We start from the raw sequence: 15910 nt of genomic DNA, 5'->3' as shown, positions 1-15910 counted from the left end.
ACGGCCTTTATTTAATCTCTATTAAATGAAGCGGTAAGCAATGTTGAGCGCAAAATCAATCGCCCAATGCCGCTACCATCACCGCTTTAATCGTGTGCATCCGGTTTTCTGCCTGATCAAACACAATGCTGGCTTCGCTTTCAAAGACTTCTTCCGTTACTTCCACACCATTCAGGCCGAATGTCTCATAAATCCATTCGCCGACTTTGGTTTCGCGATTATGGAAAGCAGGCAGGCAATGCATAAACTTGACTTGCGGATTTTCAGCCGCGGCCATTAATTCGGGCGTAACTCGGTAATCTTTCAGCAAATCGATACGTTCCTGCCAAGCCTCTTTAGGCTCGCCCATGCTGACCCATACATCGGTATGGATAAAATCCACGCCTTTTACGGCTTCCTGAGCATTCTCCGTCAATAAAATCCGTCCGCCGGTCTCTTTGGCAACAGTCTGCACCGTCTCGATAATGTTTTCAGACGGCCACAAACTTTTCGGCGCACCGATACGCACGTCCATGCCCAGTTTTGCAGCCAACACCAGCAACGAATTGGCCATGTTGTAACGCGCATCGCCGACGTAGGCAAACGCAATTTGGTTCAAAGGCTTGCCGCTATGCTCGCGCATCGTCAGCGCATCAGCAAGCATTTGGGTCGGGTGGAACTCGTTGGTCAAACCATTGAACACAGGCACGCCTGCATACTTGGCCAGCTCTTCCACCACATCCTGTCCAAAGCCGCGATACTCGATGCCGTCAAACATCCGCCCTAAAACACGCGCCGTATCCTTAATGCTTTCCTTATGCCCGATTTGGCTGGCAGAAGGCTCCAGATAAGTTACCCCTGCCCCTTGGTCGCGCGCGGCCACTTCAAACGCGCAACGGGTGCGGGTCGATGTTTTCTCAAAAATCAGGGCGATGTTTTTTCCCTGCATCCGCTGCACCTCGTTTCCTGCTTTTTTAGCGGCTTTCAATTCGGCGGCAAGGTCGAGATAGGCAGTAATTTCTTCCGGCGTGAAATCCAAAAGTTTCAGAAAATGGCGGTTTTTCAGGCTCATGTCGTATTTCTCTTTTCTAGCGTGGGCGTTGCCCAACATTTTTCTCCGTGCAGACTTTGCCGGACTTCCCCGACCTTCTGCTGCTCAATTTTTTAACGTGCGAAGCCTGCCCGAAGCATGGCCCCTTATCCTCTATCAAAACTCAAAACAAGGCCGTCTGAACCTCGCCTCGCTCCAAGGCAAGCAACGATTGTTTGCGGTTCAAACCGCCTGCGTAGCCGGTCAACTTGCCGTCGCTGCCGATAACGCGATGGCAAGGAATCAGGATGGACACCTTGTTCTGCCCGTTGGCAGCGGCAACGGCGCGAATAGCCTTAGGATTGCCCAACTGTTGCGCCTGCTCCTTGTAGCTGCGCGTTTCACCGTAAGGAATGGTCAGCAGTGCATTCCACACCTGCTGCTGAAAGGCCGTGCCTATCGTTTCCAAAGGTGTCGCAAAAACTTTCAGACGGCCTTGGAAGTATAAATCCAATTCTTGGCGTAAAAGTTGCGTTTGCTCATTTTCTTGGAAAATAAACTGTCCGTGCAAAGCTTTTTGGACAGCCGTGATTTCCTGCCCTAGCTGTTTCTGACCGACAAATTCCAGCAGACACAAACCCTTACTGCCGAACACCGCCAACATCTCGCCCAAAGGCGTGGCAAGCGCGGCTGCAGTCAGCTCATTCGGACTATTCGGATAACGCGTTTCCAACAGTCGAATGGTTCGGCGGGTACGGACATATTCCTCAGGAGCGCAACCGATACTGTCGATAAAATCCTGCTCAAACTGCTTGGCTTCGTGTCCCGTAAGACGCTCGTGCAGCAAGGCTTCGAAGCCGGTGGAAAAATCGGTTTCCAGTCGCTCGCGGATTTCATTCCACTTTGATGGAAGCTCGTTTAAAGAAGGCAGAGTAATCATCTGCATTTACTCCCGATAATCAACAAACCCCAAACGATTACCCGACGGATCAAAAAATTCCACAGCCCATCCGGTACGAATACGGAAAGGTTCACTTAGAAAACGGATATTTCTACCCTGTAACGCCGCATACTTCGCCTGCACATCATCCACTTCAATCCACACAGCAGGTGTCATATTGGGAAATTTATTCCGCTCTTTGAGAATGATGGCAGCTTCTTCTTCGCCCACCCGAAAAGCAACCATGCCACTTTCGGAAAAGTCGAATTTAACGGGCAAATCCAGTACATCTTGGTAAAAACGGCAACTGGTAACCAGATCATCTGCGGGAAAGAAAAAATTATCGTACTTCAATTTTTCTCCTTATCAACTAATTGTTATCACAGTATTACCTAAGAAAAATATACACCATTTTATCAGGCTAATATCCTACTTTTCAGACGGCCTTTTCACTTCAACAAGCGTTTCAACATACCCTCATACACCGCCGACAACTTCGGAATATCTTCCAAACGTACGTTTTCGTTGATTTGGTGGATGGTCGCGTTGGACGGGCCTAATTCGATGAGTTCTTTGGCAATGGCCTTGATGAAGCGTCCGTCCGAAGTGCCGCCGGTAGTGGACAATTCGGCCTCAACGCCACAAATCTCAGCAATGGCTTCGCGTGCCACGTCGGTCAGTTTGCCCGCGTGGGTTAGGAAAGGTTGGCCTGAACAAGACCACTGCAAATCGTATTGCACACCGTGTTTGTCCAAAATAGCGTGGACGCGTTGTTTCAGCCCTTCTTCGGTGGACTCGGTAGAAAAGCGGAAATTGAATTTGACGTTCAGCTCACCCGGAATAACGTTGGTCGCGCCTGTGCCGCCGTTGATATTGGAAATTTGGAAACTGGTCGGCGGGAAGTATTCGTTGCCCTCGTCCCAGACTTCCTGCGTCAGCTCCAGCAAGGCCGGGGCAAAAGTATGCACGGGATTGATGGCCAAATGCGGATAGGCAATATGGCCTTGCTTGCCTTTGACAGTCAGATTGCCCGACAACGAGCCGCGGCGGCCGTTTTTCAACATATCGCCCAATTTATCCACGGCAGTCGGTTCGCCGACGATACAGTAATCAATCAATTCGCCGCGCGCTTTCAACACATCGACGACTTTGGTCGTGCCGTCCAGCGCATCGCCCTCTTCGTCGGAAGTAATCAGGAGCGCGATGCTGCCTTGATGATCGGGATGTTCGGCAACGAAACGCTCACAGGCGGTAACGAAACAGGCAATGCTGGTTTTCATATCCGCCGCACCGCGACCATACAGACGGCCTTCACGCTCGGTCGGTTCAAACGGAGGCGAATCCCATTTTTCAACAGGGCCTGTCGGCACGACGTCGGTATGTCCGGCAAAACAGAACACCGGAGCCTGTGTACCGCGGCGCAACCAAACATTTTTGGTGTCGCCAAAATGAAGCTCTTCTACGGCAAAACCGATTTTTTGCAGGCGTTCGGCCAGCAGTTGTTGGCAGTTTTGGTCATCCGGCGTAACGGACGGGCGGGAAATCAACGCTTTGGCGAGTTCTAGGGATTGGGTTTCGGTCATTGTGTTTACTTTGAAAAACAGGCCGTCTGAAACAGTCTGAATATGATTTTCAGACGGCCTTGAGTTTATTTGAAGATACTGAATGGGCAGTCTGCCTTTCAGTATTCTGAGTTATTTTCCATGGCAAGCTTCATAAAGCGGCAGTAATTCTTCCACTGTTTCCACTATCCATTTCGCAACATCCTGCTTGCCCAAATCATCGCGTTCGATGTGTTTGCCGATACAGAAGAAATCTTTGTCGTCTCGAAGCTTTCTATCGCCGTCGCTTTGTTGGGCGACGGTACGATAATCGTCATATTCGCTTTCCGCACCGTGCCACATATCGAATGAAGCGTATTTTTCGGTATCAAAATTATCCAGCCAGCGGTTGTAATCAGGCAACGCAATGGGGGAAACATCAGCTTTATAGCAGTGCCAATCTAAGCTGACGCTCAGACGGCGGCGGTTGAGCAAAATCGATAAAATTGCTGCGGAATTTTTATATTGTTCGTATTTGAAATAGGCAAAGAAATGGGCGCGGACCTGCCAGCCGTTACACCAGCGTTCGATATGCGGCGGCGCAAACGGCGCACCCAATTCGGCGGCAACCTGCTGGATCAGCTGCTGCCATACCTGCCAGTTTTCTTTATAGTCGGCCTTAATTTGCGGAATACTTTCAGGCTGGTATTTTTTAAGCTGGGAAAATTGGAAAAAGGGAATATTGAACAAATCGCAACTTTTTGGGGTCAGCATAATATATCCTTGAGACGATTGTTTCAGACGGCCTTATTTGCGGCGGCGTGCAGCCATAATTTCGCCGATTTCGGTCAGTTTTTCCTTGGGGATAAAGGTTTTGCCCATATCAAACAGCGGCTCTTCAATCGCCAGATGAACATCATATCCTGCGACAAAGCGTTTGAACGCTTCCGCATCAGGAACATAGGCGTTGTCTGCTTCGAGTTTGGCAAATTCGGCGGATACTGCCGCCCAGTTGTTGTGCAGGCTGACATGTTGGCGCAACAGCTCGTCAACGCTTTCTTGAGCTTGCGGCGCATATTGCAATAGAAGCGGGAAGAAATTTTCTTCTTCGTCTTCATGGTGCAACGGCGCGGCAACATTAAAATATTGGGCAATCTGGCGGATGGTTTGCAAAACGATTTGATTGCAGCCGTTTTCGGCAATATAGTCCGACAACATGGCAACCTGGCTGCAGAAACGGCGCACTTTGCCATGACAGGCGTACAACATTTCAATGGGTTCGGCAAAAGTAACGCTTTTGGTTTCAAACGGATTCATGGTTTTGAGGTTTTATTCTGAAATTAATGTTTCCAGATTATAACAAAACAGCCTGCGCAAGGCAGGCTGTCTGTTTTTAAGCTTAAAGCGGATTAGTCAACCAAAGTAACTTTACCGTTCATCAAAGCACCGTGACCTGGGAAGGTACAAGCGAATTTGTATTCGCCGCCGGCCAATTTAGCAGGATCCAGAGTCAGGGAAGCTTCTTCGCCGCCGCCAACCAGTTTGGTGTGGGCAACAACGCGTGCGTCGTCAGGTTTAACGTAGTCAGTTGCAGCAGCACCGGCACCGTCTTTGAAAATACCGTCCATGTCTTCGGCTTTACCGATGACGATGTTGTGACCCATGCTTTCTTTAGGTTGGGTACCGGTGTGTTTCAAAGTGATGGTGAATTCTTTACAAGCTTTGCTTACTTGGATTTCTTTAGTGTTGAACTGCATAGCGTCGTTGGCTTCAACAGTAGTTGCGCAGTTGCCGGCAGCAGGAGCGGCGGCAGCATCGGCCGGAGCAGCTTCAGAGGCAGGAGCGGCATCGGCAGGTGCAGTAGTTTCTGCAGGAGCAGCTTCAGAAGCAGCGGAAGCAGCAGGTGCTTCAGCAGGTTTTGCAGCTTCTTGAGAGCATGCAGCCAAGCCGATAACGGCAGCGGAAATCAGAGCCAGATAAGCTTTCATTGATGTATCTCCTAATGATGAGAGTCTTGTTAAGTTCTATTAATAGAACCCGCGCGAATATATTAACAAAGGCAAATACCAGACTTAAACTTATTCACGCAGAGCGATAAGAAATTCAGGCGTTATTTTGCTACAAACTTCGCACGAAATCAAAGTTTCAGGCCAAGTTTACATCAGTTTACCTAAAAGAAAACAGTTACTGTTTAGGTCGTATTTCTTTAGTATTAGATGCTATCGGTCAAATGAAATAAGTTTTAACATTTATTAACCATAATCTCATTCGGCATGATTTTAGCGGCTGTGTTTGCGTACCAATTCTGCCAATGCCGCTGCCAATTCGGGATGCCTGCCTTCCAATTTGGCCGCAGCCGCATCGAAGCTATCTAAAGCCGCCTCGCTCAATCGCAAGCTGTTGGTTTTCGGCTGAGGCGGAGGCTTAGGAACCACCCTGACCGCCACTTCCCGTATTCCGTCATGCAATGCTTGCAACTTGGGCAACATGGCGGGCAGGATCATTTTCAAACGCGAAGCAGCCATATTGTTGGCGGCCAGCAAAACCAGCCTTCCGTCTTCAACACAGGCCGTCTGAAAATGCGGATGCAGGTTGACCGGCAAAACCGTTTTGATTTTTGCATCCAATTTCCGCCATTGTTGCGATTGTTGCAACAAGCCCGCCAATAAGCGGTCGCGCTTGCCCAATTGTGCTAAATCCATATATTTCAGACGGCCTTTCAGTAAATTAACCAAACAATTACAATTGAAATACAGCAAAACCGCCTTTATTTCAAACAGCATTACCGCGTTATACAAGCGCTTGTGTTAAAATCCCAATTTCGCCCACTATTATATCAAGGCGCAGGAATTATTCATGCTGACAAACATTGCTAAGAAAATCTTCGGCAGCCGCAACGACCGCCTGCTGAAACAATATCGTAAATCCGTTGCTAAAATCAATGCACTCGAAGAACAGATGAAAGCGTTGAGCGACGCGGATTTACAGGCCAAAACCGCCGAATTCAAACAACGCCTCGCTGACGGACAAACGCTAGATGATATTTTGGTTGAAGCCTTTGCCGTCTGCCGCGAGGCATCCCGCCGCGTATTGGGCATGCGCCACTTCGATGTACAGCTGATCGGCGGTATGGTCCTGCACCATGGCAAAATTGCCGAAATGCGTACCGGTGAAGGTAAAACTCTGGTGGCTACCCTTGCCGTTTACCTGAATGCCTTGTCAGGAAAAGGTGTACACGTCGTTACCGTCAACGACTACCTCGCCTCCCGTGACGCGGGCATTATGGAGCCGTTGTACAACTTCTTGGGCTTGAGCGTCGGCGTGATCGTAGCCGATTTGCAACCTTTCGAACGCCAAACCGCTTACGGTGCCGACATTACTTACGGTACCAACAACGAATTCGGCTTCGACTACCTGCGCGACAATATGGTTACCGACCAATACGATAAAGTTCAGCGCGAATTGAACTTTGCCGTTGTCGACGAAGTGGACTCCATTTTGATCGACGAAGCGCGTACGCCGCTGATTATTTCCGGCCAGGCAGATGACAACATCCAGCTCTACCGCGTGATGGATGCCGTTCCGGCCCACCTTATCCGCCAAGAAACCGAAGAAGGCGAAGGCGATTACTGGGTAGATGAAAAAGCACACCAAGTTATTCTGAGCGAAGCCGGTCACGAACACGCCGAGCAAATCCTGACCCAAATGGGCTTATTGCAGGAAAACGACTCGCTCTACTCTGCCGCCAATATTTCCCTGATGCACCACCTCATGGCGGCATTGCGTGCGCACACCCTGTTCCACAAAGACCAACACTACGTCATTCAAGACGGCGAAATCGTGATTGTGGACGAGTTCACAGGCCGTCTGATGGCCGGCCGCCGTTGGTCTGAAGGCTTGCACCAAGCCGTTGAAGCCAAGGAAGGCGTAGAAATCAAACGCGAAAACCAAACGCTTGCCTCCATTACCTTCCAAAACTACTTCCGCCTGTACAGCAAACTGTCCGGCATGACCGGTACGGCCGACACCGAAGCCTTCGAGTTCCAAAGCATTTACAACCTCGAAACCGTCATCATCCCGACCAACCGTCCGGTACAACGCAAAGACTTCAACGACCAAATCTTCCGCTCGGCCGAAGAAAAATTTGAAGCCGTTGTCAAAGACATTGCCGAATGCCACAAAAACGGCCAGCCGGTTTTGGTCGGTACCACCAGCATCGAAAACTCCGAACTGGTTTCTGACTTGTTACGCAAAGCAGGTCTGCCTCATAACGTCCTCAACGCCAAAGAACACGAGCGCGAGGCATTGATTGTGGCCCAAGCCGGTAAAGTCGGCGCAATTACCGTTGCCACCAACATGGCAGGCCGCGGTACCGATATTGTCTTGGGCGGCAACCTCAAACATCAAATCGAAGCCATCCGTGCCGATGAAACCCTGAGCGAACAGCAAAAACAAGCGCAAATTTCCGCCCTTGAAAGCGGTTGGCAAACCGAACACGACCAAGTTGTGGCCGCAGGCGGTTTGCACATTATCGGTACGGAACGCCACGAAAGCCGCCGTATCGACAACCAATTGCGCGGTCGTGCAGGCCGTCAGGGCGACCCCGGCTCCAGCCGTTTCTACCTGTCGTTTGAAGACCCATTGCTGCGCCTCTTTGCTCTCGACCGTGCCGCCGCCATCCTCAACCGTCTGGCACCCGAGCGCGGCGTTGCCATCGAACACGGCCTGCTGACCCGTCAAATCGAAGGCGCGCAACGTAAAGTCGAAGGCCGCAACTTCGATATGCGTAAACAGGTTTTGGAATACGATGACGTTGCCAACGACCAACGTAAAGTGATTTACCATCAACGCAACGAAATCCTGACGACTAAAGACGTCAGCGATTTAACCCGCGAAATCCGCGCCGACGTTATCAGCGACTTGGTTGATTACCACATCCCACCTGACAGCATGGAAGAGCAATGGGACATTCCGGCACTTGAGCACCAACTTGCCGCCGATTTCCGCCTGCATGTCGATATTAAAGGCTGGTTGAAAGAAGACAGCACTTTGGACAACCAAGACATTAAAGAGCGCCTCATCAAACGCATCGAAGACGAATATGCCGAGAAAGTCGAATTGGTCGGCAAACAAGCCATGTCGGATTTCGAACGCAACGTTATGCTGCAAGTTATCGACAACCAATGGCGCGAACACCTCGCCGCCATGGACTACCTGCGCCAAGGCATCCATCTGCGCAGCTATGCTCAGAAAAATCCGAAACAAGAATACAAACGTGAAGCTTTCATCATGTTTGAAAACCTGTGGCGCAGCATCAAACAAAACATTGCTGCTTTGCTGACTGCCGTTCAAATCGAGCGCAACAGCGAATACGACCACACCGCCGCACAAAGCGTCAGCGATGTTCAAACCGTCCACTCCGACGCGCCCGATATGGAAGAATTGCTCGGCCAATCGCAAACCGATTTGGTAACCGAAGCATTCGATCCTGACGGTACCGACTTCAGCCCTGAAGCGCTTGCACAAAACGGCCTGATTGTTCACCGCAACGATCCTTGCCCTTGCGGCAGCGGCCTGAAATACAAACAGTGCCACGGTAAATTGAACTAAGCAGTCAATTCAAAAGGCCGTCTGAACAGATGAAAACGAAATTAAAAAGATTCTCGTCTCACTGTTCAGACGGCCTGAGAATTATCCAAACAAAAAATTTCCAAACCCAATTTCAAAAGAGTATCCCTATGGCAGGCAATACTTTCGGACAAATCTTTACCGTTACCACTTTCGGCGAAAGCCACGGCGCAGGCTTGGGCTGCATCATTGACGGCTGCCCGCCCGGATTAGAATTGAGCGAAGCGGATATCCAGTTTGACCTTGACCGCCGCAAACCCGGCACCAGCCGCCACGTTACCCAACGCCGCGAAGCCGACCAAGTCGAAATCCTCTCCGGCGTATTTGAAGGCAAAACCACCGGCACCCCCATCGCCCTCCTGATCCGTAATACCGACCAACGCAGCAAAGACTATGGCAATATCGCCACCAGTTTCCGTCCCGGCCATGCCGATTACACCTACTGGCACAAATACGGCACACGCGACTACCGCGGCGGCGGTAGAAGTTCTGCCCGCGAAACCGCCGCACGTGTTGCCGCCGGAGCAGTCGCTAAAAAATGGCTGAAAGAAAAATTCGGCACGGAAATTACCGCCTACGTTACCCAAGTAGGCGAAAAAGAAATCCAGTTTGAAGGTTACGAATATATTTCCCAAAATCCTTTTTTTGCCGCAAACCAAAGCCAAATTGAGGACTTGGAAAACTATATGGACAGCGTGCGCAAAGCATTGGACTCTGTCGGCGCGAAACTGCATATCGAAGCGGCTAACGTCCCCGTCGGCTTGGGCGAACCGGTTTTTGACCGCCTCGATGCAGAAATTGCCTATGCCATGATGGGCATCAATGCCGTCAAAGGCGTAGAAATCGGCGCAGGTTTTGATAGCGTAACGCAACGCGGCAGCGAGCACGGCGACGAACTCACACCACAAGGCTTTCTATCCAACCACTCTGGCGGCATCTTGGGCGGCATCAGCACCGGGCAAGACATTCATGTGAATATTGCCATCAAACCGACCAGCTCCATCGCCACACCGCGCCGCAGCATCGATATAGAAGGCAATCCTGTCGAGCTTGCCACACACGGCCGCCACGACCCCTGCGTCGGATTACGCGCCGCCCCAATTGCAGAAGCCATGCTGGCATTGGTCTTGATTGACCACGCCTTACGCCATCGTGCGCAAAATGCTGATGTACAGGTCAATACGCTGGACATCACTAAATTGGAAAAATAACCGTTTATTTCTGAATATTCTCAGAAAAATTTAGCCAAATCACAGTCTTTATACTACAATAGCACCTTATTGCCGTATGAAGAAAATACGGATTTAGATTAGAGGAATACAACCGCAATGGCACAAGAAACCGCTTTGGGCGCTGCGCTGAAATCTGCCGTCCAAACCATGAGCAAGAAAAAACAAACAGACATGATTGCCGACCACATTTACGGCAAATATGATGTGTTCAAACGATTCAAACCGTTGGCTGTCGGCATCGACCAAGATTTGGTTGCCGCCCTGCCCCAATACGACCCTGCACTGATTGCACGCGTACTGGCCAACCACTGCCGCCGCCCACGCTATCTGAAAGCCTTGGCCCGCGGCGGCAAACGTTTCGACCTGAACAACCGCTTCAAAGGCGAAGTCAGCGCAGAAGAGCAAACCATCGCCCAACAGCATCCTGCCGTTCAGCAGGCATTGGCTGCACAAGCCGAACGCCAAGCCGCTAAGGCTACTGCAGAAGCAGAAGCGGCTCCTGCTGAGACCAACGAAGCTGCTGAATAATGTTCAGACGGCCCGGTAAGGCTTGCACTAAATAAATAGAGACCCCAATTCAATACGACATCTTTAACGTCGATGCGTCGATGAATTGGGGGCTTTTTTACTGTCTTAACCTTATAGTGGGCTGATTAAAAATAGCTTTGCTTGTTCATAACAAACCAAAATCTCCTCTTAATGAACATAAGAAAAGGCCGTCTGAAATATCTTTCAGACGGCCTTTTGAAATAAAATAATCAATTAAAACACGGCTTGCAAAACCAAATAGCTGACAATAGACAAAACGGCAGCGGCAGGCAAGGTAATGACCCAAGCAAGGCCAATCGGTTTCATCAATTTCCAGTTGGCATTGCGGTTAACCAAGCCGATACCCAAAACGGCACCCACCAAAATATGGGTACTGGAAACAGGCAAGCCCATAAATGATGCGGCCATCACGACGGCGGCGGCAGAAAGCTCTGCAGAAAAACCTGACGCAGGGTGCATTTCCGCCAAGCTGGTACCTACGGTTTTAATCACTTCTTTACCGACAAACCACAAACCGACGATCAAAGCGATACCGAAAGTCAACATAGCAATCGGCGGCACTGCGTTTTGAGCAGTAATGCTGTTGGTACGCAGCACATCCATAATCGCGGCAAACGGACCAATCGCATTGGCAATATCGTTCGCACCATGGCTGAATGCGAAACCGCAAGCGGTAAATACCTGCATCCATGAGAACATTTGGAAAGTCGATTTATCCAAATCTTTGCGTTTCAAACTTTTGGCAAATACAAACGTACCCATCCAAATAGCCGCACCGATCATGAAAATGGTCAGGAAGCTGTTGACATTGCTCATGCCCAAATGCAGATTTTTCAGACCTTTGAAAATCAACATGGCCGCAATCATCATACCGCCGACAGAGGCAATAAACGGCACCCAAGAATGCAGGGCTTTATAAGAATCCACTTCGCCCTTACGGCTGTCAAAGCGGTACAGGCCGCGATAATACTCAGACTGCAACTCTTCGGGATCAAAGTCCGGCTCATCATAAATTTGGGCATCGTGCGCCATTTTAGTGGCGTATTCGACTTTTTCAGATTCACTCAAGGCCTCAAAAAACTGGCGGTGCTCTTCTTTATAGGCTTTCTTCTCCAGTTTGATGCCTTTCAGCGTATTTCCGGCCCAAGAGTTGTAATCCAAAACATTTTTCTTGATTCGTGAAAACAACAGATAGGAAACGATGCCGCCCAAAACCGGGGATAAAATCCAAGACAAAGCAATCTCGCCCAATTTATCCCATTGAATCAATGCAACGGAATCTACGCCGTTTAACGTCGCCATGCACAATGCACTACCGACAATACCGCCGATAATGGCATGCGTCGTCGAGACAGGAAGACCTTTGTGCGATGCAAAAAGCAGCCACAATGCCGCAGCCAAAAGCGCAGACATCATAATAAAGACAAACTGCATCGGATCCAAATGCATCGCATTCAAATCGACAATACCCTTGCGGATGGTATCTGTCACCTCGCCGCCGGCAATCACTGCGCCGCTGACTTCAAATACCGCCGCAATCAGCAAAGCTTGCGGAATGGTCAATGTGCCGGAGCCGACACTTGTACCGAAAGAGTTGGCAATATCGTTACCGCCCACATTAAACGCCATGAAGACGCCGAAAAAGGTGGCAAGGATAAACAGGCCGGAATGGTTGTAATGGGTATAACCCAGGCCCCAATAAATAAAATAGCCGACCATGCTCACAAGCATAGCGGCGAAAGCCGTATTAATCAGCTTCAAGTTCGCACTCGACTGAGTTTGAGCCATGGAAAGTTTCCTTTTGGAAAACATGTTGAGTCGCGCTATTTTAACCTCTTTGTAATCTTTCTTGCACCAACTATTTACATTAAACGCCGAAATTCCCGTAAAAACGTCAAAAGGCGTTAAAATGTCGTTTTACCTTCCCTTTCTGTAACCGAAATGCAACCCCAATACTATATCGGCATCATGTCCGGAACCAGCATGGACGGTGCCGATGCCGTACTGATTCGAATGCAGGGCAAGCAATGGCAACGCGCCGTCGCCCATAGCTTTCTACCCTATTCAGACGACCTGCGCCAAAAATTGTTGGCACTGCAAGACATAGGCGAAAATGAATTGCATAGAAGCAATATCCTGGCGCAAACACTCAGCCGCCTATACGCCCAAACCGTGCAGCAACTATTGGCAGAGCAAAACCTGTCTGCCAAAGACATTGCCGCAATCGGCTGCCACGGACAAACCATCCGCCATGCGCCTGAACACGGTTACAGCATTCAACTGGTCAACCTCCCCCTATTGGCCGAGCTGACTGGCATCTTCACGGTCGGAGACTTCCGCAGCCGCGACCTTGCCTGCAACGGCCAAGGTGCACCCCTCGTTCCCGCTTTTCACGAAGCGCTGTTTCGAGACGTAAATGAAACCCGCGCCGTACTTAATATTGGCGGCATTTCCAATATCAGCATCCTCCCGCCCAACAGCCCTTCTTTCGGCTTCGATACCGGCCCCGGCAATATGTTGATGGATGCATGGATGCAACATATTTGGCATCAGTCTTACGACAAAAACGGGGAAAAAGCCGCACAAGGCAAAATCCTCCCTGACCTGCTCGCTTCCCTACTCGACCATCCTTACTTCAGCCGCCCTTATCCGAAAAGTACAGGCCGAGAGTTGTTTTCCCTAAGCTGGCTTCAAGGCCGTCTGAAAGGTGATGAAAAGCCGGAAGACGTCATGCGCACATTGGTCTTTTATACCGCACAAACCATTTTTGACGCGACCAAACAAGCTGCCCCGGCGATTCATCATCTTTATATCTGCGGCGGTGGCATCCGCAATCCGGTGTTAATGCATGACTTGGAAACCCTGTTTTCTCCCGACACCAAATTGCACAGCACAGCCAAGCTCCATCTTGACCCGCAATGGGTGGAAGCCGCTGCTTTTGCCTGGCTTGCAGCCTGTTGGTGCAATCAAATTCCAAGCAATCCCCACCATGCAACCGGCGCACATTCACATCGGATTTTAGGCTCTGGACATTACGGCAACTAAAATCGGATAAATAAAAAGGCCGTCTGAACATTTTCAGACGGCCTTTACTAATTAGCCTTCACTTATTCTTCTTCCGGCAAACGGTTGATTTTCACACGTGCAATCCGTTGTCCGTCCTTCTCAACCACTTCAAAACGCCAACCGTAATAATCGATGAAATCGCCTACATCAGGAATACTTTGCAATTCTTCCATAATCAAGCCGGCAACGGTATGAAAGTCAGCGTCTTCCTCTTGGGCAGGCAGATTTAATTGAGAAGCCAATTCCACATACTCCAATGCACCATCCACAGACAGCGTTTCATCCTGACTGGCTGGAGCAGCCTCTTCTTCCTCACGCTCAAACTCTTCGGGGAATTCCCCGGCAATGGTTTCCAACAAATCTTTCATGGTTACCATGCCTAACACCGCACCAAACTCATCCACCACCAAGGCATAATCCGCGCTGCTTTGACGGAACAATTCAATCGCATTCAATGCCGTCGTACTGTCCGGCAAAATCAACGGCTGGCGCAAGGCCGTCTGAATATTGATTTCTCCTGATTCAAGCAGCTGGTTCAGCAAATCTTTTTTACTGATATAGCCCAAAGGCTCATCTACACCTGCCTTACCGACAACCAACAAACGGCTATACGGCGTATTTTTCAACTGCGCATTTTGTTCTTCCCGACTTTGGGAAATATCCAATTTCTCAATTTCCCGACGCGGAATCATCACACCCATAATCGGACGCTCCGCCAAAGTCAGCACGCTGCGAATCATGGATTTTTCGTTTTCTTCAAAATGCTCGTCATCGCCGCCATTATCGCCTGCTTTTGCCAAAATGCTTTCGCGGATACCCATCATGCCCAACACATTTTCAGCGGTGCGCTTACGCCAAGAGGTACTGATATAGTCATTTTTGCGGGCATTCTTTTGCGAAACCTGATTAAACAGTTCGATCAAAATCGAGAAGCCGATCGCCGCATACAAATAGCCTTTCGGAATATGGAAATGGAAGGCTTCCGCAATCAGGCTGAAACCAATCATCAACAAGAAACCCAAACACAACATCACAACGGTCGGATGCTTGTCCACAAAGGCAGTCAACAGTTTGCTGGCGGAAATCATCACCGTCATCGCCACAACCACTGCACCCATTGCCACCACAATATGATCCACCATCGCCACTGCCGTAATAACAGAATCGATAGAGAAAACCGCATCCAAAATCAAGATTTGCGCCACAACGCCCCAAAAGGAAGAATGCTTCTTCTGCCCTTCAGCAACCGCAAATTGATTGTGGCCTTCAAGTCGTTCGTGCAGCTCGGTAGTCGCTTTATAAAGCAGGAAAATACCGCCGGCAAACATAATCATGTCTTTGCCGGAAATCTCCAAGCCACCCAGCTCAAACAAAGGACGCGTCAGCGTCATGATATGCGCCATGAAGCCCAGCATGAAAATCCGAATAACGACAGCCAAACCCAAGCCCGTTATCCGCGCCCTATCCCGTTGCGACGGTTTGACCTTGTTTGCCAAAATCGCTACGAAAACAAGGTTATCAATACCTAAAACAACTTCCAAAACCAGAAGCGTGGCAAAGCCTATCCAAGTATGCGGCTCGGCCAACCAACTGAAATCCATAATGATTGCGTTCCTTTAAAATACAAAAAGGCAGCCGTTCCGCTTAAAACGGACAGACTGCCAAAGTTCGGGCATAGATAAAGGGAAAGAAGCGGTATAACAACTACTCTGCTCTGCGTCTTTCATGAAAAATTTATGCCCCGATCAAAAATAATGGCAAACAGTTTATCAGTTTGACGAAAGAAAGGCAAAGTCCGACAGCATATTTTCTTTTAAAAACAGCCTACAGCTGCCAACAAATCACTTTCTCCAGCGTTAACAAAAGGAATTGGTCGATATATTTGGTGATCATGGTTTGTGCGGTTTGCTGGAAGAAGGTGGTCATGAGAAATCCCCTAAATGTC

14 protein-coding genes are annotated in these 15910 nt (G+C 49.5%); 4 read left to right on the top strand and 10 right to left on the bottom strand.

The window, feature by feature from the left end:
- Positions 1 to 55 precede the first annotated feature (55 nt).
- From argF to HMPREF2551_RS01430, 8 genes are all read right to left on the bottom strand, one after another.
- On the bottom strand, positions 56 to 1051 hold the full coding sequence (gene argF, locus HMPREF2551_RS01465; RefSeq protein WP_070836869.1) for an ornithine carbamoyltransferase: 996 nt from the start codon (positions 1049 to 1051) through the stop codon (positions 56 to 58).
- A 142-nt stretch (positions 1052 to 1193) separates the two neighbouring features.
- The gene (locus HMPREF2551_RS01460; RefSeq protein ID WP_070836917.1) at positions 1194 to 1949 is read right to left on the bottom strand and encodes a methylated-DNA--[protein]-cysteine S-methyltransferase; all 756 of its coding nucleotides are present in this window, start codon (positions 1947 to 1949) and stop codon (positions 1194 to 1196) included.
- A 6-nt stretch (positions 1950 to 1955) separates the two neighbouring features.
- Entirely contained in the window at positions 1956 to 2303 is a 348-nt protein-coding gene (locus HMPREF2551_RS01455) for a VOC family protein (RefSeq protein WP_070822023.1), read from the bottom strand.
- A 95-nt stretch (positions 2304 to 2398) separates the two neighbouring features.
- Positions 2399 to 3532 carry a succinyl-diaminopimelate desuccinylase gene (gene dapE / locus HMPREF2551_RS01450; RefSeq protein ID WP_070836868.1) on the bottom strand — a complete coding sequence of 378 codons (1134 nt, stop codon included), beginning with the start codon at positions 3530 to 3532 and terminating at the stop codon, positions 2399 to 2401.
- A gap of 111 nt (positions 3533 to 3643) precedes the next feature.
- Positions 3644 to 4264 carry a glucose-6-phosphate 1-dehydrogenase family protein gene (locus HMPREF2551_RS01445; protein WP_003748707.1) on the bottom strand — a complete coding sequence of 207 codons (621 nt, stop codon included), beginning with the start codon at positions 4262 to 4264 and terminating at the stop codon, positions 3644 to 3646.
- Between the two features lie 33 nt (positions 4265 to 4297).
- Positions 4298 to 4807 (bottom strand): hemerythrin domain-containing protein, encoded by a 510-nt coding sequence (locus HMPREF2551_RS01440; RefSeq protein ID WP_070836867.1) that lies wholly within the window; start codon positions 4805 to 4807, stop codon positions 4298 to 4300.
- Between the two features lie 92 nt (positions 4808 to 4899).
- Positions 4900 to 5478, bottom strand: a complete 579-nt coding sequence (azu, locus tag HMPREF2551_RS01435; RefSeq protein ID WP_003748712.1) for an azurin — start codon at positions 5476 to 5478, stop codon at positions 4900 to 4902.
- Between the two features lie 291 nt (positions 5479 to 5769).
- Positions 5770 to 6192 carry a DciA family protein gene (locus HMPREF2551_RS01430; RefSeq protein ID WP_070836916.1) on the bottom strand — a complete coding sequence of 141 codons (423 nt, stop codon included), beginning with the start codon at positions 6190 to 6192 and terminating at the stop codon, positions 5770 to 5772.
- Positions 6193 to 6346: 154 nt separating this feature from the next.
- Here HMPREF2551_RS01430 and secA point away from each other — a divergent pair, with 154 nt between their 5' ends.
- The 3 genes from secA to HMPREF2551_RS01415 all read left to right on the top strand — a co-directional run bounded on the left by secA (position 6347) and on the right by HMPREF2551_RS01415 (position 10878).
- On the top strand, positions 6347 to 9100 hold the full coding sequence (gene secA, locus HMPREF2551_RS01425) for a preprotein translocase subunit SecA (RefSeq protein WP_070836866.1): 2754 nt from the start codon (positions 6347 to 6349) through the stop codon (positions 9098 to 9100).
- A gap of 128 nt (positions 9101 to 9228) precedes the next feature.
- Positions 9229 to 10329, top strand: a complete 1101-nt coding sequence (gene aroC / locus HMPREF2551_RS01420; RefSeq protein ID WP_070836865.1) for a chorismate synthase — start codon at positions 9229 to 9231, stop codon at positions 10327 to 10329.
- A 117-nt stretch (positions 10330 to 10446) separates the two neighbouring features.
- Positions 10447 to 10878 (top strand): ProQ/FINO family protein, encoded by a 432-nt coding sequence (locus tag HMPREF2551_RS01415; protein WP_070836864.1) that lies wholly within the window; start codon positions 10447 to 10449, stop codon positions 10876 to 10878.
- 234 nt (positions 10879 to 11112) lie between these two features.
- Here HMPREF2551_RS01415 and HMPREF2551_RS01410 read toward each other — a convergent pair whose 3' ends face one another.
- Entirely contained in the window at positions 11113 to 12687 is a 1575-nt protein-coding gene (locus tag HMPREF2551_RS01410) for an inorganic phosphate transporter (protein WP_070836863.1), read from the bottom strand.
- A 153-nt stretch (positions 12688 to 12840) separates the two neighbouring features.
- Between HMPREF2551_RS01410 and HMPREF2551_RS01405 the strand changes: the two genes are divergently transcribed.
- Complete coding sequence (locus HMPREF2551_RS01405) at positions 12841 to 13944, top strand: anhydro-N-acetylmuramic acid kinase (protein ID WP_070836862.1); 1104 nt, start codon at positions 12841 to 12843, stop codon at positions 13942 to 13944.
- Positions 13945 to 14006: 62 nt separating this feature from the next.
- Here the strand turns inward: HMPREF2551_RS01405 and HMPREF2551_RS01400 are convergent, their stop codons facing one another.
- The gene (locus tag HMPREF2551_RS01400; protein WP_070836861.1) at positions 14007 to 15566 is read right to left on the bottom strand and encodes a TerC family protein; all 1560 of its coding nucleotides are present in this window, start codon (positions 15564 to 15566) and stop codon (positions 14007 to 14009) included.
- Positions 15567 to 15910: the final 344 nt, after the last annotated feature.

The sequence above is a fragment of the Neisseria sp. HMSC066H01 genome (assembly GCF_001837375.1).
Lineage (GTDB): Bacteria > Pseudomonadota > Gammaproteobacteria > Burkholderiales > Neisseriaceae > Neisseria.
The sequence above is the reverse complement of the archived record's forward strand: the minus strand, read 5'-3'. Positions and strand labels throughout refer to the sequence as shown.